This window comes from Pinibacter soli, from assembly GCF_029961145.1.
Taxonomy (GTDB): domain Bacteria; phylum Bacteroidota; class Bacteroidia; order Chitinophagales; family Chitinophagaceae; genus Pinibacter; species Pinibacter soli.
Map to the genome: position 1 here is coordinate 1,730,953 of NZ_JASBRG010000007.1, position 21,110 is coordinate 1,752,062.

The window sequence follows — 21,110 nt, forward strand, 5'->3', positions numbered from 1 at the left end:
AATAGAAGGAGTTTCTCGAAAGAGAGCTCCTTTTTCAATTAAGAATTAAGAATTGCCAGGTGTATAAATGAAAGGATGTTCGATGCTACTTGTGGTGCAACACAGAATGAATTCTTAATTCTTAATTCCTAATTCTTAATTGCCATCAATATCGCTTCCGCAACTCTCTCTCCATCCATCGCGGCGCTTACGATACCACCGGCATAACCGGCACCCTCACCCGCCGGATAGAGATTTTTTATTTGTGGATGTTGAAGATCTGTTTTGTTACGGGGAATACGTACCGGTGAGGAAGTTCTTGATTCTGTGGCAACCACCACTGCGTCGTTGGTAAAATAGCCTGGCATTTTTTTGCCGAAGGCGATAAACCCTTCGCTCAACCCTTTATAAACAAAAGGCGGCAATACTTCTTTTAAAGACGCTGAACCTAGTCCCGGCAAGTAAGAACAATCCGGCAAAGTGGCAGATAATTTATTCTTTGAAAAATCTGCCATGCGTTGGGCAGGTGCAACCAAGGCACCACCCCCTGCTTTGTATGCCTTTTGCTCTACCATTTGCTGGAAATACATAGCCGCAAGCGGGCTGTTTATGTCATGTTGCTTTGCAAATTCTTTCGATGCCGCTATGTCTGCAATTTCAACAGACACCACCATGCCGGAATTTGCAAATGGATTATTACGTTTCGATGGGCTCCATCCGTTTACTACAATTTCATTATGATCTGTTGCTGCAGGTGCAATAATACCTCCCGGACACATACAAAATGAAAACACTCCTCGCCCATCAACTTGCTGCACCAAACTATAAGAAGCGGGTGGTAAAAAATCTCCTCGTAAAGCGCAATGATATTGAATGCTATCAATAAGTTCCTGTGGATGCTCGATGCGAACGCCCAACGCAAAAGGCTTTTGTTCGATCAATATTTTTTTGCGATCTAGCAATTGAAAGATATCTCTCGCAGAGTGCCCCGTGGCCAGAATAACAGCCTTTCCTTCAAACACATCTCCCGCGGCTGTCTTCACTCCTGTTATTATATTATTACTAACGATAAAATCCGATACCTTTTGTTCAAACAAAAATATTCCTCCTGCATCTTTGATGGCTTCGCGTATAGCTGTAATGATTAGAGGAAGCTTGTTGGTCCCAATATGTGGATGAGCCTGGTACAAAATCTTTTCATCGGCACCATATTGCACAAGAATATTAAGAATTCGATCTATATCACCACGCTTGCTGCTGCGTGTATATAATTTTCCATCGCTATATGTTCCTGCTCCACCCTCTCCGAAACAATAATTGCTTTCAGGATTAACAATACCCTCCTTGTTCATAGCAGCAAGATCACGTCTGCGTGCACGAACATCTTTTCCTCTTTCCAGTACGATAGGCTGAATACCCTGCTCTATTAGTTTTAATGCCGCAAATAGCCCGCAAGGTCCCGCTCCTATCACAATCACCTTATCAGGTGACGACGCTACATTTCTTAACTGGATCTTTTTTACAATACGCTCCTGAAATGGCTCATTGATAAATGCATGAACGGTAAGATTGCACCACACTTTGCGGCTGCGTGCATCGAGCGATTGCTTCGTGATGTAAAATCCATTTACCTGCGATAAAGGTTTTCCCGTTTCACCGGAAATATATTCTTTGATAATTTGATCATCCGCAGCTTCGGATGGAAGCAACTTTATGGAGATGGTTTTTTGCATTGTATAGTCGTTAGGTTTTTATCCTAAAAGTGAAGCAAAGGTACATTAATGAATGAATAACTGAATAACTGAACGCCAAGTGCAGGTTTGCTCCCTGCCTCAATAATTCAATAACTTAACTATTCAACTTTCAGTCTATTCAGTTATTCGGTTATTCGGTTCTACAGTCGTTCAGGTAGTATCTCAAAACAAAACTCTTTTCATGTAAACTTTCATTTTGCCGGCATGTTATGGAACAGGAAGTTTTGTTGCATACGAGTTACGAAGAGTAATTTGCCCATATGGAAGACAAAAAAATGAGAACAATTTTTTTTGTTAAAAAAATTTGATTCAAGTCAAGCGTTCCTCACCGATTATACACATTATCAAAAGCTACTATAATTTGGTGTGAATAAAAAAAACATTTCGCGTGTTTTCCACATTTTTTTATGCACAAAATTTAATTTTTGGAATAAGTATTGCATCCTTTTTTTATTTAATCTATCTTACTAAAATGATTAAGCAACACGAAAAATCTCTGCAAAAAATTATCATCCCTAAAAAAGATTTTATGAAAACGTCTTTGCCATTCGTTTCAAAAAACGTGGATTATATTCACTCTCATCATTGCCTACTTCTGCAAAGAAAATTTTCACTACTCATCTCGACGGTTTTCTAAAACGCTTTACCATCAACTAATCTAAAAGAAAGTTTGTTTTTTTCAGCAAAGGGAGATTTCTTTTTAAAAGAAATAAAGACTTTAAACCGGGGCCCGTATATTATGATTTTTTTCGCCAAAAAAAATTAAAACAACCGGGTATTTTCAGGCATTTTTTTTCGCCTCTATCAAAAGAAAAAAAATAAAATTTGTTTTGATGCCAATCTGTAGTTAATGGAACAAAAACAAGGGAATAAAAAATTTTTTTTTCAACAAATTCTTTTGATATTCGCTCCCCTGCAAAACTTTTTTTGGACGGATTAAAATCCTTTTTTAAGAAAAACTGAGAGAGAAATTTTATTCTTTATCAACTTAAATGTTACAATACTGCAATGGTCAAAGCTGACGAATTAGATAAAGTTTGGAGTAATTGTCTTGATATAATAAAAGATATTGTAGAGTGGCAGCATTTTAATACATGGTTCGAGCCTATTAGCCCGGTAGAGTTGAGGAATAATGTTTTGGTTATTCAGGTACCTAGCCAATTCTTTTATGAGTATTTAGAAGAACACTATGTTACATTGCTTGGCAAAACATTAAGAAGAGTTCTTGGCAAAGAGGCACGCCTGGAGTATCGTATCATGGTTGATAGTGGCAATCATAAAAATAAGCCATTGACTATGGATGTGCCTGCACATGGATACAAGACATTTTCAAATAACGAAATGGACTTTCCGTTGGTTATAAATAACCCGGTAAAAAATCCTTTTGTTATTCCCGGTCTGAAAAAAATGCAGATCGACCCTCAGCTAAATCCTATTTATACTTTTGACGCTTTCGTGGAAGGCGACAGCAATCGTGTGGCGCGAAGAGCGGGTAAAACAGTAGCTGAGAAACCAGGAGCCAACTCATTTAACCCACTTGTTATATACGGCGGCGTAGGTTTGGGTAAAACACACCTTGCCCAGGCAATAGGAAATGAGGTAAAAAGACTACATCCTAATAAAGTGGTATTATATGTAAGCTCCGAAAAATTCATTAACCAGTTTATTGATCACAGTCGCAATAATGCGATCAATGATTTTATACATTTCTATCAGCTGATAGATGTGTTGATCCTTGATGATGTTCAATTCTTCATGCGTGCAGAAAAGTCACAGGATGCATTCTTCGCCATCTTTAATCACCTGCACCAATCCGGCAAGCAGTTGATTCTGACTTCCGACAAAGCGCCAAAAGATCTGGATGGTGTTCAGGAAAGATTATTAAGCCGTTTCCGCTGGGGGCTTAGCGCAGACCTTCAGGTGCCTGACTATGAGACCCGCATTGAGATTCTGGAGAGAAAAATGAAGAATGACGGCCTTGATATGCCTAAAGAAGTTGTAAAATATCTTGCATATAATATTAACAGCAACGTTCGTGAACTGGAAGGTGCATTGATCTCTCTTTTGGCACAATCTTCGCTTAATAGAAGAGAAATTGATTTAGACTTGGCAAAGAAAGTGTTGAGAAATTTTGTTAAAACCTCATCCAAGGAAATCACCATCGAAGCTATCCAAAAAATGGTTTGTGATTTTTACGACGTTCCTTACGACAAGCTTTTACAGAAAACCCGTAAACGTGAGATCGTACAGGCGCGCCAAATCACCATGTACCTTGCAAAAGCGTTTACAAAGAATTCTCTGAAAACGATTGGCGAACATTTTGGCGGACGAGATCACACAACGGTAATACACTCCTGTCAAACAGTAAAGGACCTGATGGATACCGATGGACTTTTCCGTGAAAACGTTATGGAGCTTCAACAGAAAGTTCAGCTTGCTGCTATGTAGTTTAACACCCCCAAACATAACTCATTGTAAAACCCGGATTTTGTCCGGGTTTTATGTTTTCTTAAAGTTTGCTTATTACGACTGAGGGCTTTAGCTACGCCTAATGCGGAATGCCTAACGCGGAACGCAGCAGTCTCATTGTTCAGTTGTTAGTTGGTAGTTGGTAGGCTTTGTGTGCAGCTTTCCTTCTAACAACTAAAAACTAACAACTGTCTCCGCTACAGAGTTTTGCCGTTCTTTAAACCAGCGTCATGCATTTTGCGTTAAGCTTTAAGCCATAATACTAGCGTATGAACAAATACCTTTCCTTAGCATTGTGCCTGCTACTTTCTTTTTCGCTTACACATGCACAAATAACAGAATTCAAAAAAGGCTGGACAACGGAGTTGAGACTGCAAAGCGGTCTGGCAACAAATTTTGAAGCCAGCAGCCCGGACGTATTTACGGGTGGCTTATTGCTAACCGAACATGTTACCGCCGTGCCCGGCAAATTAAAAGCTGGCGTTGTTGCAGGAGGTATTTATTACAATAAAAAATTACAGGGACTGTTTGGCCCTGAAGTTCTTTTTAAGATCAAAGACCTTAATGCCGCAGAAATGGGGAGCATAGGCAATTTGCATTTATCGGCCAATTGGTTGTTTGGCACCGAGCACGAACAGCTTGTTGGCGGCGGTATTCATGTGAGCGTCTTAAACAAAGTAACCATCGGCCTTACAGCGCACAGGGATTATAACCTCAACAGTTGGTGGTTCCAATGTGTTGTTTCGGTAAGATTAAGCAAAGTAAAAAAGATAGACGAACCATTCAACAAATGACAGGCAGGAACTTTTGTCATTACCAGATCAGAGACATGCACATGAGGCATTCTCAAATTTACATATTCTCAAATTTTCAAATTAATAAGTTATGCCAAAAGCATTGGTTATTAGCGGTGGCGGCTCAAAAGGCGCGTTTGCAGTGGGTGTGATCAAACAATTGCATCAGCAATTCTCTACTTTTCATTTTGATATTGTAGTTGGAACCAGCACCGGTTCACTGATTACTCCTCTCGCAGCAACGGAAGAATTTGATTTACTCGAACAATTATACACTACACAAACAACGCAGAATATTGTATTGAAAGACAACCTTGGAAACAGGCTCAGTCAACATTCCATATTCGATGCAAACCCTTTGTGGAACCTCATTACGCACTATTTCACAGACGATATATACAATAAGCTCATGACGGGCGACAAACAGATTTACATTAATACAACCTGTCTGCAAACCGGCGATATTACAGTGTATACAAACAACAAAAATCCGGCGCCATCAGATACTTATATCGTTCGAACATTTCAAAGTGCAGACCACTTCAGAAGGGCGATAATGGCCTCTGCATGTCAACCCGTGTTCATGCCGCCTATTCAAATTAACAAGCAAGTTCCCGGTGAGGCACATCCGGAATATCAATACGTAGATGGTGGAGTAAGAGAATATGCCGGTGTTGAAATGGCTATTGATAATGGCGCTACGGTGATCTTCACTATCCTGCTTTCTGCAGAAACTTTTCCGCCAACACCAGGAGAGTTTCAAACATTGTTTCCCATACTGGGCCAAACGCTTGATATTTTCACAATGGACGTGGGCAAAAATGATATCATCATCCCTCAGTTGTACAACAAGGGCTTGCTATACATCAATGCAGTAAAGAATAAAATGAAAAGCGCAGGTATTGATCAGGCAACGATTGACAGCTATTTCAACATTACGTTGCCTGACAATCCTTTTAAAAACAAAGTACCGTTAAAGTTATATATCATCAGACCAAAAGAACCGTTAAATGGAGGCCCGGGCGGCCTTGTGTTCGATCCTTCTACTATGAAACAAATGCTGGTAACAGGACAATCATTAACAGGCGAGTTTCTGGCTTCGTTGCCTCCCTCGGAGACAAGTGAGTGGTTGGTGTGAGGAAGTAAAGAGACTTGAGAATGAAACGCAGATTTTCATGATTGTCATGATTTGTCAGGATGTTTTGATTTTAACTTTGATGGCACACGGATGACACTGATTGGACGGATCTACACGGATATTTTGTTGATGGTGCCGTCTACTTGAATTCAAGATTTAACACCAGAAGAAGCACAGATTAATAGTCTTAATGTTACTCAAAAAGCATTCTTAATTCCTAAGATTGCTGTTTAAAAGCAGCCAGCCCTATTAATTATTCTTTATTAATTATTAATTTTTTCAAATTCTCCAGTTGCTTCCTAATAAGCACCTTTGCACTTTCATCTGTAAACTCTCCGTGTTCATTGAATTTGGAGGGTGCTTGAGCGATCAACACTTCAGGCTTATAAACAGGTTTCATATTGAGAAATTGAAACACGGCGTGAAAAGCCAATTGCATACGCACCGTTCCCCACATGCCGGTGGTGGCTCCCATTACAGATACAGGCATATTAAGCAATGGCGCATCGGCGCCGCGGGAAGCCCAGTCAATTGCGTTCTTAAGGCCACCCGGAATAGAGTAATTGTATTCAGGTGAAACAATAACTAGCCCATCAGCCTTCGCAAGCTCATTTCTAAAAGTCACAACAGCTGGAGGCCGCTCCGCTGCTGCAGGCACATCCAGGTCAGCATTGTATAGCGGAAGATCAATGGAAAGAATCTCCATCGTTGTATCTTCTGGCAATAACGTGGTAACAGTTTTAAGTAGTTTCGTATTATACGAACCTTTACGCAAGCTTCCTGATACTCCTGCAAAATGTACAGCCATTAGTTTTGACTTTTGTTTTATTAAGGTAATCATTTATGTACGAAGTACGATGTATGATGTATGATGTACGATATTCATTAGAATCTAATACACTAAAGTATCTCGTACATCATACACCATACATCTTAAGTATTGGGCAACTCTAATTTTTAACTCCTAACCTAATTCCTCCGCTAGTGTCTCTTAAAATACTGCACATCCCTTTCATGTTTCTTAGCAGCTTCGAGGGAATCAAATGTGCCTAAATTTCTACGCTTGTTGGTTTTAGGATCTTTCTTCTTCGAATACAAACGATACTCACCGGATTTTAATTTGCGTATCATAATGCTACATTTTAATGGTGAAATAATATATAACCAGTGCATTAAAAAATTGTTCCCAAACAGTGCCTTTTACTTAATGAAAAATAGCCTCTAATGGCACAAATTTTACCCATATAATGTAACCGCCCGCTATAAGAGCTTCTGCTTTACAAAGAAGACTATGCACTGTGGAATGATCGGTTCCGGCAATATGCAGAGGATTCTGTTGATGACTTCAAGCACGTCGAAGACATGATTCAGCTATCAAAAAAAGCACACTTTTATAATGAAGGGCATCTGGATACGATTCATACCAAGTATTAAAACATGCGATCGAAATTGTTTCGCATAGCGCAATAGGCAACATTATTTCCATTACAGCAAACCTTAGTTATAAAGCACCGAAAGATATCAGGAGACAAGTAGGGATCGAATATAAAAATCACGGTGAGGGAATGATAATTAATAAAGAATAATTAAACCGTGATTCTAAAAAACTTTCATATAAGCAATGCAACTACAACCTCAATTGAATTGTCTAAAACTAAAAGGCGGGTAAAACCGTTAGTATACTATGATGAAGAAATACCAGGTAAGCATAGAATTTTCGTGGGACGACGAATTTATGACGCTAGTACCGGCACATCGTACCTACATCAATTATCTCATTAACAAGGATATAGTTGAGTATTATGCCGTAAGCATGGAAAAAAGACGCACTTGGATCACAATCAACGCGGAGGATAGAGAGAGTGTGGAAGCATATCTCATAAAATCTCCATTATACAAATACTGGACCTATGAGATCGATGAACTTTTTGTGTTGGATGGACATGGATTCAGGTTGCCGTCGCTGCAAATGAATTAAAAATTTAAAAGTCAAAATTCAAAAATGGAGTCTCCTCCTTTTGAATTTTGACTTTTAAATTTTGACTTTGTTCTATAGAATTTCCTCTACTGGCAAATGTGCCATGCCAAACGTATCAGCTACAGATTTGTAAACGATTTGTCCGTTTACTACGTTCAAACCTTTTTTCAGTCCTGCGTCTGCGCGGCAAGCATCTTTCCAGCCATTGTTTGCCAATTGAATAACATAAGGCAAAGTAGCATTGGTAAGTGCGAGTGTAGAAGTATAAGGAACAGCACCCGGCATATTTGCTACGCAATAGTGCACCACATTATCAATTACGTATGTTGGATTCTCGTGAGTTGTAGGTTTACAAGTCTCGATACAACCGCCCTGATCAACAGCAACATCTACCAATACACAACCTTTTTTAAGGTCTTTCAGCATGTCGCGGGTGATTAGGAAAGGAGCTTTAGCACCGGGAATCAAAACAGCACCTACGATAAGGTCAGCATGTTTCGCCAGTTCGCGGATGTTGTAACGGTTTGACATTACAGTTTTCACGTTTGCAGGAAGTACGTCAGACAAATAACGCAAACGAGGAAGGCTCACGTCCATGATAGTAACGTCAGCACCAAGGCCAGCAGCCATTTTCGCAGCTTCTGTTCCTACCACACCACCACCTAAGATCAATACTTTTGCAGGGTTTACACCGGCAACACCACCAAGCAAAATACCACGACCGCCAAGAGGTTTCTCCAGGTAGTTTGCACCTTTCTGGATCGCCATACGACCGGCTACTTCACTCATTGGAACCAACAATGGCAAGCCACCGTTTTTCTCAACAGTTTCGTAAGCAAGACAAACCGCCTTGCTTGCTACCATTGCTTCAGTCAATGGTTTGTAAGATGCAAAGTGGAAATATGTAAACAACAATTGGTTTTCTTTCACCAATTTGTATTCAGATTCGATTGGTTCTTTCACCTTCACTATCATTTCGCCGATAGCGTAAACTTCTTCAATAGTAGCGAGAATTTTTGCACCTGTGCTTTGGTACTCTTCATCAGAAAATCCACTTCCTTCACCTGCAGTTGACTGCACATACACAGTGTGTCCGTTAGCAACCAATTCTGAAACTCCAGCCGGAGTCAACGCTACACGGTTTTCGTTGTTTTTAATTTCTTTAGGTAACCCGATAATCATTTTTCTAATGTTTAATTTTTTGACTAAACCCGCTCATTCTCAATTATTGAAGAAATCTGGTCCGCATATGGCGAAACAGGAAAATGCCAGGTTGTAATTTGCTCCGCAAATTTGAAGGATAATTCCGGATTATGAGTCATAAAATTGACGAAACCACGATTTGGAATCACGTATAGCCAACATTTATTTTCCAAACCTCAAAAAACAAAGGCATTTGTTAAGGTTTCTCTAAATAAATGGGAATTTTAATTTCGTCTATACTGCGATCTTTTGCATTTTAAGAAGAAAAAATAATTGGGGAGGTTTTGAGTTGTGAGTATTGAGTGATGAGTTGTGGTTAAATGTGCAAATCACAATGATGTATGCGAGCATTTAGTGTTGCGTTTTCAACCATTTTAAACCACTCATAACTCATAACTTCTTCCTACTGAATGATCATTTTCGCAAAGTCCATTATGCCTTGCAAATGCTCTTTCATAGTGACCTGCGCACCCGCAGAATCACCCTCCTTGATTTGCTGGAATAACAGTGCATGCTCACTGAGCGCTTTATCAGTAATCGTATCGCAAACTTTAAAAACAGCGTAATTGGTAATAATATCAGGAATAATAATAAGCAAAAGCGATTTTAGCACCTGGTTCTTACTGACTTCCGCGATGGTCAGGTGAAACATAAGATCTTCATCTACGGCTTTTATTCCCTGTTTTGCCTTGGCAAGATAGTTATTCAACGAAAGCTCCAGTTTCTCAATATCTTCTTCCGTTCTGCGCTCTGCGGCCAGCGCCACCGCTGACGTTTCAAGCAACACACGTGTTTCTACCAGCGACATGAAAGAGTAAGCGTCAATCTTTAAAATATCGCTTATCAAACCTTCCAACGCAGATATGCCAATGCCTGCAACATAAGTGCCGCTTTGAGGTTTGGTTTTCAAAATACCGTAGAACTCAAGTTTTTGGATAGCTTCACGAACATGGGTTCTACCCACAGCAAACTTCTCGGACAATTTTCTTTCCGGCGGCAATTTGTCCCCGGGCTTTAACTGACCGGAGATCAATAACTCCTTTATTTGCCTGATAATAACATCTACCGGTTTTTCAACAACAACTTCCTTCAAACCGTCCAAAACATCTTTCATTCAACAAGATTTACGTTTCAAAAATACCAAAATAAGTATCATATCAAAATTGGACGACCAATTTCATGAGGGGGATCATCTTCAGGAATAAAAGTATCATTTTAAAAGACTGTAAATCAATACTAAATAGAAAATGAGATAATTTTTAAAAAATTGACCCACAATTTAGTTAATTGGTCGACCAATTTTTAATATTTTCATACCCGATTTTATTCCCCAACATTTTACCAACTATGCAAAGCAAAGAATTTTTACTAGAGCAAGAAATGCAATTTGAAAATACCGACCCTGGTGTTAAGCGTCAAATCATGGGCTACAATGAAGATGTGATGATGGTGCGTGTCGTGTTTGAAAGCGGCGCCGTTGGTTACGAACACAAACACCCGCATATCCAGACTTCTTATGTAGCAAAAGGAGTGTTTGAAATAACAATTGATGGCAAAACACAACGGCTGAAAGAAGGCGAAGGATTCTTTGTACCGTCTAATGTTTTGCACGGCGCAAAATGTATTGAACAAGGAGAATTGATCGATGCGTTCGCACCTATGCGCAAAGATTTTTTGAAACAATAGACCAAATGTTTTGAATTATGAGTAATAGTGCCGTTCATAAAACCTCCAACTCAAAACTCAAAACCAATAACTCAAAACTCATACCTTACAATGCTTGCCATGCTGAAAAACTTTAGAACACTTACGATCTGCTTGCTTTTTGCCTCGCTTTCATTTGCACAAAGCAAACATCCCAATCTTATTCTTACTAAAGAGGGCGTACAGCAAATAAAACAGGGACTTGGAAAATATCCGTTGCTCGACAAAACATTTGCTGAAGCGAAAGCCGGCGTTGATGCGGATATTAAAAATGGTATTGATGTGCCTTTTCCAAAAGACCCCGGCGGCGGCTATTCACACGAAAAACATAAACTGAATTATCAGAACATGCTGAATGCCGGAATCATCTGGCAGGTAAGCGGCGATAAAAAATATGCCGAATACGTGAAAGCAATGTTCATCGCTTACGCTAAAATGTATCCCACTCTTGGCGTTCACCCTGAAGGAAAAAACTCGGGAACACCGGGAGTGCTTTTCTGGCAAAGTCTTAATGATGCTGTTTGGCTCGTGCATGCAGCACAGGCATATGATTGCGTGTACGACTATCTTTCAAAGGACGACAGAAAATTTATTGAAGATAGTTTGCTGCGCAAATTTGTGAAGTACATGACCGTGAATGACTCTAAAACATTCAACCTGATTCACAATCATGGTACATGGTCAGTTGCGGGCGTTGCTATGACAGGCTACGCAATCGGCGATACGGATATGGTTAACAAAGCGATTTACGGAGGCAACAAAGACGGTAAAACCGGCTATCTAAAACAGATACAGCAATTGTTTTCACCGGATGGTTATTACACCGAAGGCGCTTATTATTTGCGTTATGCTATTCAACCGTTTCTTGTGCTGGCAAAAGCAATCGACAATAACCAACCTTCTTTAAAAATATTTTCCTACAAAAACGGAACGCTGGCAAAGGCAACATCAGCACTTTTGCAAATGACAGATGCTAGTGGTTATTTTCTCCCCTTTAATGATGCATTGAAAGATAAATCGTGGGAATCCGGCGAAGTGGTGTATGCTGTTGATATAAGTTATGGATCCATTAAAGATGATCCTTCCCTCTTGTTTGTTGCACAAAAACAGGATCGCGTTTTATTAAGTACAGACGGCGTGAAAGTAGCAAAAGCAATTGCTTCAGGCAAATCGACACCTTCTTTTAAATGGCATTCAATGGCACTAACAGATGGCCCTGATGGAAGCAAAGGCGGCATCAGTATTTTGCGCAGCAATGAAACGCCTGATGCGGTAAGTGCCTTGCTAAAATATTCTTCCTATGGAATGGATCACGGTCACTTCGATAAACTTGCCATTCAATTGTATGATGGTGAGAAAGAAATTTTAACGGACTATGGTGGCACTCGTTTCCTCAACATAGAACAAAAAAGAGGTGGTCGTTATTTACCTGAAAACAGAACGTGGTCAAAACAAACCATTGCGCATAATACGGTGACTGTTGACGCTAAATCCAACTACGATAACAACACTAAAAAAGCGGAAGGGGCAAATGCATTTTCCTACACACATTTTAACGATCTCAGCAATAAGTCATTCCAGATCACCAGCGGAAAAGATACAACCGCCTATAGCGGTGTAGCAATGCAAAGAACGTTGGCAATGGTACAACCCGAAGGCATTGAGAAGCCCTTCCTGATTGATGTTTACAGGCTTTCTTCAAAAGAGCAACATCAATACGATTACAGTTTTTATTATTTAGGTTCGCTTATCGAAACAAATATTAAATACACTGCTTCGCCGCAAATGTATCCATTTGGTAAAAAAGATGGCTATGAGTTTTTATGGGTAAAAGCAAAAGGAACAACCAATACAGACAACAGTTTGTTTACACTATTTAATGAACATAATTTTTATACCATTGTTACTGCCACGTCTAATAACGCAGAAGTTTTCTTTACGGAGATTGGAGCGAATGATCCGGAATTCAGTTTGCGTAACGAACCAGGAATTACTATCAGGGAAAACGGCAGCGATCACGTGTTTGCTTCAGTAATTGAACCACACGGATCTTTCAGCGCTACTTCAGAAGCGAGCAAAGATTCTTATGGAAGCTTCGCAAAAATTGAAGTGATAGGCAGCAACGATGAAGCAACTGTAGTAATGCTCACGAGTAAAAAGAATGAAAAATGGTTACTGGAAATTAATAATGGGAAGGTATCTGCTACTGATTCTCATACTGTTACCTTTGATGGGAAATCATATAGCTGGACAGGAAATTATTCCTTCAAAAAAGTTAACTAGATTAAAGTAAAATAAAAACAAGATGATTCGGCAACGGGTTTTGAATTCTGACTTTTGACTTAAACGCAACAATCAAAATATAAATCTTAAATATGGCTACCAATTATGAACTGCGCCATGCTGCGCATCCTAACGACGTAAAGAATTACGACACAAAAAAAATAAGAGAGCATTTTCTTATTGAAAAATTGTTTGAGAATGATAACGTGAACATGGTTTATTCTCTGTATGATCGCGTGATTGCAGGTGGCGCTGTCCCAGCTTCTGGCAAGCTCACACTTGAAACGATCGATCCTTTGAAAGCAAATTATTTTCTTGAGCGTCGTGAAATTGGTTTTATCAATGTTGGCGGTGCAGGCAAAATAACTGTTGACGGAACTGTATACGAGCTGGATTACAAAGAGGCTTTGTATGTTGGCCGCGGCAACAAAGAAGTTACGTTTGAAAGCAACGACAAAAACAGACCTGCATATTTCTACTTCAACTCCGCTCCTGCGCACGTAAACTTCCCAACAAAAAAGATCACGAAAAACGAAGCCGAGATTGTTAACCTTGGTACGCCGGAAACTTGCAATGCCCGTACGATCAATAAACTTATTGTAAACTCTGTGGTACAAACATGTCAGATTCAAATGGGTATGACAGAGTTGAAAACAGGAAGTGTTTGGAATACGATGCCTTCGCATACACATGACCGTAGAATGGAAGTGTATCTGTATTTTGAAGTTCCGGAAAATCAGGCAATATGCCACTTCATGGGCGAGCCGCAAGAAACAAGACACGTGTGGATGAAAAACTACCAGGCGATCATTTCACCTAACTGGTCAATTCACTCAGGCGCAGGAACAGCTGCTTATACTTTCATTTGGGGAATGGGCGGCGAAAATCTTGACTATGGTGATATGGATGTAGTACAGCCAGGAGATCTGAGATAGAAGCTTCGCTTCTTCACACCATTTTTTTTACCACAGAGTTAACGGAGTTTTTTTCACGGAGGAAATGAGATTTGCGAACAACTCATTCAGTCCTCTGTTCACTCAAGTTATATTAATTTTTGATGCAACCTCTCTGTTCTCTCTGTGTAAAAAACCTCGGTTAACTCTGTGGTAAAATCCCGCCGAAGGCGGAAATATCTAATTCAAAAATCAACAAATAAAATCATGGAACTATTTAGCTTAAAAGGAAAAACCGCTCTCACTACTGGCGGTACACATGGCCTGGGAATGGCGATGACTATTGCGCTGGCAAAAGCCGGTGCTACAATCATAGTAAATGATGTATCACAGGAAAAATTAGACAACGCCATAAAAGAATACGAGGCGCAAGGTTACAAAGCCTATGGTTACCGCTTTGACGTTACTGTTGAAAGCGAAGTGATAGCGGCGCTTGATCAAATTGAGAAAGAAGTGGCTCCGGTTGACATTCTTATCAACAACGCAGGCATTATCAAAAGAACGCCAATCGTTGATATGGAAGTGGCGGACTTTGAGTTGGTGTTGAAAATTGATTTAACAGCTCCGTTCATCGTAGGTAAGCATGTTGCAAAACGCATGATCGCACGCAACAGCGGCGGTAAGATCATTAACATTTGTTCAATGATGAGCGAGTTGGGTCGTGAAACTGTAAGTGCATACGCATCTGCTAAAGGTGGTTTGAAAATGCTTACGCGCAGCATGGCAACTGAATGGGCTAAACATAATATCCAGGTAAACGGAATCGGGCCCGGTTATTTTGCAACGGCGCAAACCGCTCCAATTCGCGAGAATGGTCACCCGTTCAATGAGTTTATCCTTAAACGCACACCAGCAGCAAGATGGGGCAATCCTGAAGATTTGCAGGGTGCCGCAATCTTCCTTGCATCACAAGCTTCTGATTTTGTAAGCGGTCACATTTTATATGTTGATGGCGGTATTCTGGCGACGCTTGGTAAAGCGAGTCACGAGTAGGTTTAATTGAAAATTGAAAGTTGAAAATTGAAAATGCCTAAGGTCAATCAAGCCTGTTTCATTTGAAGCATTTTCCATTTTCAACTTTCAATTTTCAACTCTTAATACCCCGTCGCTCCATCCCTCACTTTCACTTTCTTTTTGCCCGCGTTCTGTTTCTCAAACTCTTCTACTTCTTTTGGCTTGGAACTTGTTTTTGCGGCATCTTTTTTAACAGAAGTCGGCGAATCTGTAGACGCAGCCTTAGCCAATGGATCCGTGTCTAACTTTCCTAAATGGTAAAATTCGGTTTTAGTGACAAATCCTGTAGTCGGGTCGTAATATTTCCACGTACCATGCTTTAATGAAGACCCGTCATTTTTGATTATCACACGAGTAAAATGCCCGGGATCATCAACGTTTTCTACATCAATAGTATCATATAACTTATCAGGATTGATGGCCAGCCAGCTTTCTTCTATCGCAACATTTCCGGTTAAACTGCTGTAGTACAAATTACTGCCATCTTTTAGTCCCCACTTATAATTTTCTACCGCCAGCAAATCACCCATGAGGCTGTATTTGCGCCATGTTTCCTCCTTGCGGCCGTCAACAAAAACGCCCTCTTCCTCATATCCCGGTTCGCCGCGTAGCGATTCAACTCTCACCACCCACTTCCCTTGTTTTTTGTCTTTTTTGTCAACACGGTTAAGTGTATCACCTTTCACGCCAATAACATAACTTTTCCATTGCTGAGCCATTAAAGGACCGGCAATGAAAAATGTAATGAACACTACAATAGAAAATTTCAGAGCAATCTTTTTCATGTCTATAAAACGTACTGATCAAATAATTTATTCTGCAAAAAAGTATTAAATACTAAGTTTTGAATCTTCTCCCTTTTGCTGGTCAAAAGTAAATGATACTTACCCCGTCCGGCAATATATTTCTTTGCGACTATTTCCTGATTTCTAATTTCTAATTCCTAATTTCAATTATGGCGCGGCTTAAAATCATCCTTTTTGTATCAACCTATTTATTTCTTTTCTTTTCTGTAAGTGCGCAAAACAAACAACCGGCACCGCCACAGCCCGCGGTAGTTGTACCAAAAACAATACCGCAAATAAAGGAAGGAATTGAAAAATCCTACAATCCGATCTTGTACACTCGCGACATTTTAAAGAAAAAATACAAGATTGATACGGTAGTGGTTATGAATACCTTAAACTTTCAAGGCGTTGCCGATAGCATGGCATATCACGGCAAACCCGGCAAGGTTTATGGCCCATTCTTAACCAGGAAGCAGGACAAATATCTCGTAGAAGTTTTGGCGCAGGAGCCCGGCACATTTAACCGTATCAGCCAGGTTTTTATTGATACATCTGTACTTACCTACCGCGTGGCAGATTCCCTCTCCAAATCAATTCTTAACCGTATTAACAACGGCCAGGCGACTTTTGAAGACATGGCTCAGATGTACTCGATGGGGGGAGAAATTGCTACCAAAGGAGATCTTGGCTGGATAGCAAAAGGTCACATTTTGCCGGAAATCGAACAGCAAATCATGGCGCATAAAAAGGGAGAAGTATTCATTGTTTGGAGCAGAACCGGTGTCCACATAATTAAGAAGGCCGACAATATGAAACAGGATATTGGCTATGCTCTACTCTTGCGAATTTTCTTATAAATATCCGACATTCGGCCTCGCCTAAAGGGCGAATGCGATTCTTAGGAAAAGGCGAATGCAATTCGCCCCTACTAATCTTGTTAAAATATTAGTCCTATTTAACCACCCTTTTATCACTATTTAATACCCAAAGTTTAACATATGGCATAATTTTGCGTGCCAAATCGCATGAAACCTTGTTTTGGGCTATTTTAACGATTTCTTGACTATGAGATAAAGATTTTTGCGGCCTTATCATTAGAAAATTTTAAAACCCTTACATGCAATTTAAAAAAAGCCTTCAGCTGTTAGTGGCACTTATCCTGTCTGTGCTATCTATAGCTGCCAATGCTCAGGAAAAGTTTAGCATTAGCGGAACAGTAAAAGATTCCGCAACCGGCGAAGATATGATCGGAGTGTCCGTTTATATCAAAGAACTCAAAAGCGCCGGTATCGTCACCAATTCTTATGGATTTTATTCCCTCACTGTGCCCAAGGGCAAATACACACTCGTGGCGCAATCAGTGGGTTTCAATGTACAGACGATTTCTTTGGATGTCAACAAAGATATCCGGTTGAACATGCAATTGGGAAGAGCCAACAGCACTCTACAGGAAGTTGTCGTTAGCAGTCGTAAAAAAAATGAAGCTGTTTTGCGACCTGTTATGGGCGTTGAAAAAGTAAGCATGAAAGAGATTCAAAACATCCCTGTGATTTTTGGAGAAAAGGATGTGCTGAAAACCATCCAACTCTTGCCGGGTATTCAGTCTGCAGGCGATGGTAATTCAGGCTTCTATGTACGTGGAGGCAGCGCCGACCAAAACCTTATTTTGCTGGATGAGGCTCCGGTGTACAATCCTTCTCACATGCTGGGATTCTTTTCTGTTTTTAACTCAGACGCTATTAAAGATGCGACTATTTACAAGGGAACCGCACCTTCAGAATACGGTGGAAGATTGTCTTCTGTTGTCGATTTAAAAATGAATGAAGGAAACAACAAGCGGGCAAGTGTTAGCGGCGGTATTGGTCTTATTTCATCGAGATTGAGTGTTGAAGCGCCAATCGTTAAGGATAAAGGTTCTTTTATCATTTCTGCGCGACGCACTTATGCAGATGTTTTCCTTAAATTATCAAAAGATACTACGGCGAAAAATTCAACGCTTTACTTCTACGATATCAATGCGAAAGCAAACTATAAACTAGGCGATAAGGACCGTATTTATTTGTCAGGATATTTCGGTCGTGATAACTTTAATTACAATAAACAGTTTGGCCTCGACTGGAGCAATTCAACTGCTACCCTTCGCTGGAACCACATCTTCAACAGTAAATTGTTTTCTAACACTTCTCTTATTTTCAGCAACTATAATTATCATATCCTCCTCAACAATAATGGTGATGATGTAAAGATCACGTCTGCCATACAAGACTGGAACTTCAAGGAGGATTTGCAATGGTATGTCGGAACAAATCACAACGTAAAATTTGGTATCAACTCTATCGCACACACCTTTGTTCCGGGCGAAGTAACCGCAAATCCAAAGTCAGGTATCAATAACATGGAGTTGCAGAAAAAACATGGTTGGGAAAACGGCGCTTACATCAATGATACATGGACATTCTCCGATCATTTAAACGTGAACTATGGCGTTCGTTTCAGTTCATTTTCATTATTGGGGCCGGGAACATTTTACACTTACAATGATGATAGCAGCATAAAAGATTCTTCAGTGTACAGCAACACGGGTTTGGTAAAAACATACTTCTTTGCTGAGCCAAGAATATCATTAAGCTATGTTATAAATGATCAGCACTCCATTAAAGGAGGTTATTCACGCAATACGCAAAACATGCACCTGTTGAGCACCTCGTCAACCTCGTCACCGTGGGATGTGTGGATACCAAGCAGCAACAATGTGAAGCCGGAAGTTGCGGATCTGTTCACTGTTGGCTATTTCAGGAACTTTAAAAACAACCAGTACGAATTCTCAACTGAGCTTTATTATAAATTAATGCAGAACCAGATCGACTATAAAAATGGGGCAGATATTTATGGTAATGAAAACGTAGAATCGCAGTTGTTATTTGGTAAAGGAAGAGCTTACGGTGCAGAATTTTTGATCAAGAAAAAATCAGGCAAATTAACAGGCTGGATTGGCTATACAATAGCGAAAAGTGAAAGACAATTTGCGGGCATTAACAAGGGTTCATGGTTTTCCGCCAGACAAGATCGTACGCACGACATTTCCGTTGTGGCGATGTATGAGTTAAGCAAAAAATGGACATTCTCAGCCGACTTCGTTTACTACACAGGTAACGCAACTACTTTCCCAAGCGGCAAGTATCAGGTAGACAACCAGGTTGTGAACTATTACACTGAAAGAAATGGTTACCGTATGCCAGCCTATCACAGACTTGATCTTGGCGCAACTTACATTGTTAAGAAAACTGCCACAAAAGAATCAAGCTGGACATTCTCTCTGTATAATGCTTATGGTAGAGAAAACGCTTACACGATCAACTTCAAAACAAACGAAGATGACCCAACCAAAACAGAAGCTGTTCAGGTTGCCTTGTTCAAATTCATTCCTTCTGTAACCTACAATTTCAAATTCTAATGAAATGAGCATGACAACAATTTTGCCAACCAAAAGCGATGATTGTTTTCACGCGAATTCCATCTGACCAAAATAAAATAAGACAATACAGATGAAACATACTCAATCTATAATATCGATGTTACTAGTGTTGGCTGTAGTAGTTGGCACAACATCATGCGAAAAGGTAATCGACGTTAAAACAAATAACTCGGCACCTCAACTAGTAGTGGAAGGCAATATTTCCAATACTCCCGGTCCATATACGATCAAGCTTTCTACAAGCGTGGATTACGATCAAACAAATAGTTTTCCGGCAGTTCAAAACGCTGTTGTAAAAATTTCTGATAACAAAGGGAATAGCGAAACGCTTAAAGAAACAGCTCCAGGCTCTTATCAAACAGCAACATTGAAAGGTACTGTGGGCAGCACATACAATCTGTACATAAAAACAACTGACAACAAAGAATACACAGCGAGTTCCACAATGCCGGCAGTTGTTCCTTTAGATGAAATTAAAATACAACACTCTACCTTCAAATCCAGCGATGAAGACACGCTCGAAGCGGTTGTGTATTTCACTGATCCAAAAGGTTTGGGCAATAACTATTATTTTAAACAATACATCAATGGCGTTTCGTCTAAAGCCATCAATATCACAAACGACAAATATTTTGACGGCAACTCAACAAACTTTACTCTTTTTAGGAAGGATAAGGAGTACATTAAAAAAGGAGATTCGGTGTCTGTAGAAATGAGAAGTGTTGACAAAGTAAACTATGAGTATTTCAATTCTCTTCAGACCATCGTTGATCGTCCAGACAATCCTGCACCAGCGAATCCAGTTAGCAGCATCACCGGAGGCGCGTTGGGATATTTTTCGGCGTACAGTGTATCGCAAAAATCGGTGATTGTAAAATAAGCAATTGCCTTGCAATTGCAATTTGAAAATTTGAGGATTTGAAAATGCTTTAGGTGTGTGATCTCAATTAGTTTCTTCGCTCTCAGATGCCAAGGGAATAAATAAAAAGAGCAAAGCCTAGCTGAAAGAATTTTCAAATTTTCAAATCCTCAAATTTTCAAATTAGTTCGGTTGTTCTTAAGCCAAGAAGAATCTCACCGCCAGCTCGTACCCTTTCATTCCCAGTCCAGCAATCGTTCCTTTTGCTTTAGCAGAAACATGCGACAGTTTCCTGAAATCTTCACGAGCATGTACATTGCTAATGTGCACTTCAATCACCGGCGTTTTAATGGCCGCTATTGCATCCCCAATCGCTACAGAAGTGTGAGTATAGCCACCAGGGTTCATTATAATACCATCGTAGTCAAAGCCCACTCGCTGCAGTTCATTGATCAACTCGCCTTCAACATTGCTTTGAAAATAGTGAAATGAAATGGCAGGAAACAGTTTCTGCAGATCTGCATAAAACGCTTCAAAAGTCTGGCTACCGTAAATACCAGGCTCTCTCGTTCCAAGAAGATTAAGGTTAGGTCCGTTGATAATAGCGAGCTTCATCAATTGAAAGTTGAAAGTTGAAAGTTGAAAGTTGAAAGTTAATATTAAAATCAATATTCTCCGACTACTTGCCGCAACCTTTCGGCTAACATCAAAAAAAAAAA

The 21,110-nt window shown here is 40.0% G+C and carries 18 protein-coding genes; 11 read left to right on the top strand and 7 right to left on the bottom strand.

The annotated features are described in order from the left end of the window. Positions 1-128: 128 nt before the first annotated feature. A complete protein-coding gene (locus tag QJ048_RS17390) occupies positions 129-1,712 on the bottom strand; it encodes an NAD(P)/FAD-dependent oxidoreductase (protein WP_282335678.1) in 1,584 nt (527 codons plus the stop codon). A 1,029-nt stretch (positions 1,713-2,741) separates the two neighbouring features. On the opposite strand from QJ048_RS17390, the gene dnaA reads away from it, so the two are divergent. From dnaA to QJ048_RS17405, 3 genes are all read left to right on the top strand, one after another. Further along, positions 2,742-4,181 (top strand): chromosomal replication initiator protein DnaA, encoded by a 1,440-nt coding sequence (gene dnaA, locus QJ048_RS17395; protein WP_282335679.1) that lies wholly within the window; start codon positions 2,742-2,744, stop codon positions 4,179-4,181. Positions 4,182-4,471: 290 nt separating this feature from the next. Continuing rightward, on the top strand, positions 4,472-4,996 hold the full coding sequence (locus tag QJ048_RS17400; RefSeq protein WP_282335680.1) for a hypothetical protein: 525 nt from the start codon (positions 4,472-4,474) through the stop codon (positions 4,994-4,996). Between the two features lie 91 nt (positions 4,997-5,087). Next, the gene (locus QJ048_RS17405) at positions 5,088-6,134 is read left to right on the top strand and encodes a patatin-like phospholipase family protein (RefSeq protein WP_282335681.1); all 1,047 of its coding nucleotides are present in this window, start codon (positions 5,088-5,090) and stop codon (positions 6,132-6,134) included. Positions 6,135-6,387: 253 nt separating this feature from the next. On the opposite strand, the gene QJ048_RS17410 is transcribed toward QJ048_RS17405, so the two are convergent. Together QJ048_RS17410 and QJ048_RS17415 are read right to left on the bottom strand one after the other, a co-directional pair. After that, complete coding sequence (locus QJ048_RS17410; RefSeq protein WP_282335682.1) at positions 6,388-6,942, bottom strand: NADPH-dependent FMN reductase; 555 nt, start codon at positions 6,940-6,942, stop codon at positions 6,388-6,390. A 173-nt stretch (positions 6,943-7,115) separates the two neighbouring features. After that, positions 7,116-7,265: a hypothetical protein gene (locus QJ048_RS17415; RefSeq protein ID WP_282335683.1), complete on the bottom strand. Its 150-nt coding sequence runs from the start codon at positions 7,263-7,265 to the stop codon at positions 7,116-7,118. A 553-nt stretch (positions 7,266-7,818) separates the two neighbouring features. Here QJ048_RS17415 and QJ048_RS17420 point away from each other — a divergent pair. Further along, positions 7,819-8,112, top strand: a complete 294-nt coding sequence (locus tag QJ048_RS17420; protein ID WP_282335684.1) for a hypothetical protein — start codon at positions 7,819-7,821, stop codon at positions 8,110-8,112. A gap of 72 nt (positions 8,113-8,184) precedes the next feature. Here QJ048_RS17420 and ald read toward each other — a convergent pair whose 3' ends face one another. Continuing rightward, a complete protein-coding gene (ald, locus tag QJ048_RS17425; RefSeq protein ID WP_282335685.1) occupies positions 8,185-9,294 on the bottom strand; it encodes an alanine dehydrogenase in 1,110 nt (369 codons plus the stop codon). Between the two features lie 424 nt (positions 9,295-9,718). Next, positions 9,719-10,429 carry a FadR/GntR family transcriptional regulator gene (locus tag QJ048_RS17430; RefSeq protein WP_282335686.1) on the bottom strand — a complete coding sequence of 237 codons (711 nt, stop codon included), beginning with the start codon at positions 10,427-10,429 and terminating at the stop codon, positions 9,719-9,721. Between the two features lie 233 nt (positions 10,430-10,662). Here QJ048_RS17430 and QJ048_RS17435 point away from each other — a divergent pair, with 233 nt between their 5' ends. From QJ048_RS17435 to QJ048_RS17450, 4 genes are all read left to right on the top strand, one after another. Further along, complete coding sequence (locus tag QJ048_RS17435) at positions 10,663-11,001, top strand: cupin domain-containing protein (RefSeq protein ID WP_282335687.1); 339 nt, start codon at positions 10,663-10,665, stop codon at positions 10,999-11,001. 99 nt (positions 11,002-11,100) lie between these two features. Further along, entirely contained in the window at positions 11,101-13,302 is a 2,202-nt protein-coding gene (locus QJ048_RS17440) for a heparinase II/III domain-containing protein (protein ID WP_282335688.1), read from the top strand. A 92-nt stretch (positions 13,303-13,394) separates the two neighbouring features. After that, positions 13,395-14,237 (top strand): 5-dehydro-4-deoxy-D-glucuronate isomerase, encoded by an 843-nt coding sequence (gene kduI, locus QJ048_RS17445; protein WP_282335689.1) that lies wholly within the window; start codon positions 13,395-13,397, stop codon positions 14,235-14,237. 225 nt (positions 14,238-14,462) lie between these two features. After that, positions 14,463-15,248, top strand: coding sequence for a gluconate 5-dehydrogenase (locus QJ048_RS17450; protein WP_282335690.1), 786 nt, complete (start codon positions 14,463-14,465; stop codon positions 15,246-15,248). A gap of 101 nt (positions 15,249-15,349) precedes the next feature. On the opposite strand, the gene QJ048_RS17455 is transcribed toward QJ048_RS17450, so the two are convergent. Next, positions 15,350-16,054: a toxin-antitoxin system YwqK family antitoxin gene (locus QJ048_RS17455; protein WP_282335691.1), complete on the bottom strand. Its 705-nt coding sequence runs from the start codon at positions 16,052-16,054 to the stop codon at positions 15,350-15,352. 170 nt (positions 16,055-16,224) lie between these two features. On the opposite strand from QJ048_RS17455, the gene QJ048_RS17460 reads away from it, so the two are divergent. The 3 genes from QJ048_RS17460 to QJ048_RS17470 all read left to right on the top strand — a co-directional run bounded on the left by QJ048_RS17460 (position 16,225) and on the right by QJ048_RS17470 (position 20,412). Further along, positions 16,225-16,914, top strand: a complete 690-nt coding sequence (locus QJ048_RS17460; RefSeq protein WP_282335692.1) for a peptidylprolyl isomerase — start codon at positions 16,225-16,227, stop codon at positions 16,912-16,914. A gap of 260 nt (positions 16,915-17,174) precedes the next feature. After that, positions 17,175-19,511, top strand: a complete 2,337-nt coding sequence (locus tag QJ048_RS17465) for a TonB-dependent receptor (protein ID WP_282335693.1) — start codon at positions 17,175-17,177, stop codon at positions 19,509-19,511. A 91-nt stretch (positions 19,512-19,602) separates the two neighbouring features. After that, a complete protein-coding gene (locus tag QJ048_RS17470) occupies positions 19,603-20,412 on the top strand; it encodes a DUF4249 domain-containing protein (protein WP_282335694.1) in 810 nt (269 codons plus the stop codon). A gap of 177 nt (positions 20,413-20,589) precedes the next feature. Here the strand turns inward: QJ048_RS17470 and aroQ are convergent, their stop codons facing one another. Further along, positions 20,590-21,006, bottom strand: coding sequence for a type II 3-dehydroquinate dehydratase (aroQ, locus tag QJ048_RS17475; RefSeq protein ID WP_282335695.1), 417 nt, complete (start codon positions 21,004-21,006; stop codon positions 20,590-20,592). Positions 21,007-21,110: the final 104 nt, after the last annotated feature.

Excerpts from the sequence above, each read along its gene's own strand:
- QJ048_RS17390 (WP_282335678.1), bottom strand. The coding sequence starts at position 1,712 with ATGCAAAAAACCATCTCCATAAAGTTGCTTCCATCCGAAGCTGCGGAT.
- dnaA (WP_282335679.1), top strand. The coding sequence starts at position 2,742 with ATGGTCAAAGCTGACGAATTAGATAAAGTTTGGAGTAATTGTCTTGAT.
- QJ048_RS17400 (WP_282335680.1), top strand. The coding sequence starts at position 4,472 with ATGAACAAATACCTTTCCTTAGCATTGTGCCTGCTACTTTCTTTTTCG.
- QJ048_RS17405 (WP_282335681.1), top strand. The coding sequence starts at position 5,088 with ATGCCAAAAGCATTGGTTATTAGCGGTGGCGGCTCAAAAGGCGCGTTT.
- QJ048_RS17410 (WP_282335682.1), bottom strand. The coding sequence starts at position 6,942 with ATGGCTGTACATTTTGCAGGAGTATCAGGAAGCTTGCGTAAAGGTTCG.
- QJ048_RS17415 (WP_282335683.1), bottom strand. The coding sequence starts at position 7,265 with ATGATACGCAAATTAAAATCCGGTGAGTATCGTTTGTATTCGAAGAAG.
- QJ048_RS17420 (WP_282335684.1), top strand. The coding sequence starts at position 7,819 with ATGATGAAGAAATACCAGGTAAGCATAGAATTTTCGTGGGACGACGAA.
- ald (WP_282335685.1), bottom strand. The coding sequence starts at position 9,294 with ATGATTATCGGGTTACCTAAAGAAATTAAAAACAACGAAAACCGTGTA.
- QJ048_RS17430 (WP_282335686.1), bottom strand. The coding sequence starts at position 10,429 with ATGAAAGATGTTTTGGACGGTTTGAAGGAAGTTGTTGTTGAAAAACCG.
- QJ048_RS17435 (WP_282335687.1), top strand. The coding sequence starts at position 10,663 with ATGCAAAGCAAAGAATTTTTACTAGAGCAAGAAATGCAATTTGAAAAT.
- QJ048_RS17440 (WP_282335688.1), top strand. The coding sequence starts at position 11,101 with ATGCTGAAAAACTTTAGAACACTTACGATCTGCTTGCTTTTTGCCTCG.
- kduI (WP_282335689.1), top strand. The coding sequence starts at position 13,395 with ATGGCTACCAATTATGAACTGCGCCATGCTGCGCATCCTAACGACGTA.
- QJ048_RS17450 (WP_282335690.1), top strand. The coding sequence starts at position 14,463 with ATGGAACTATTTAGCTTAAAAGGAAAAACCGCTCTCACTACTGGCGGT.
- QJ048_RS17455 (WP_282335691.1), bottom strand. The coding sequence starts at position 16,054 with ATGAAAAAGATTGCTCTGAAATTTTCTATTGTAGTGTTCATTACATTT.
- QJ048_RS17460 (WP_282335692.1), top strand. The coding sequence starts at position 16,225 with ATGGCGCGGCTTAAAATCATCCTTTTTGTATCAACCTATTTATTTCTT.
- QJ048_RS17465 (WP_282335693.1), top strand. The coding sequence starts at position 17,175 with ATGCAATTTAAAAAAAGCCTTCAGCTGTTAGTGGCACTTATCCTGTCT.
- QJ048_RS17470 (WP_282335694.1), top strand. The coding sequence starts at position 19,603 with ATGAAACATACTCAATCTATAATATCGATGTTACTAGTGTTGGCTGTA.
- aroQ (WP_282335695.1), bottom strand. The coding sequence starts at position 21,006 with ATGAAGCTCGCTATTATCAACGGACCTAACCTTAATCTTCTTGGAACG.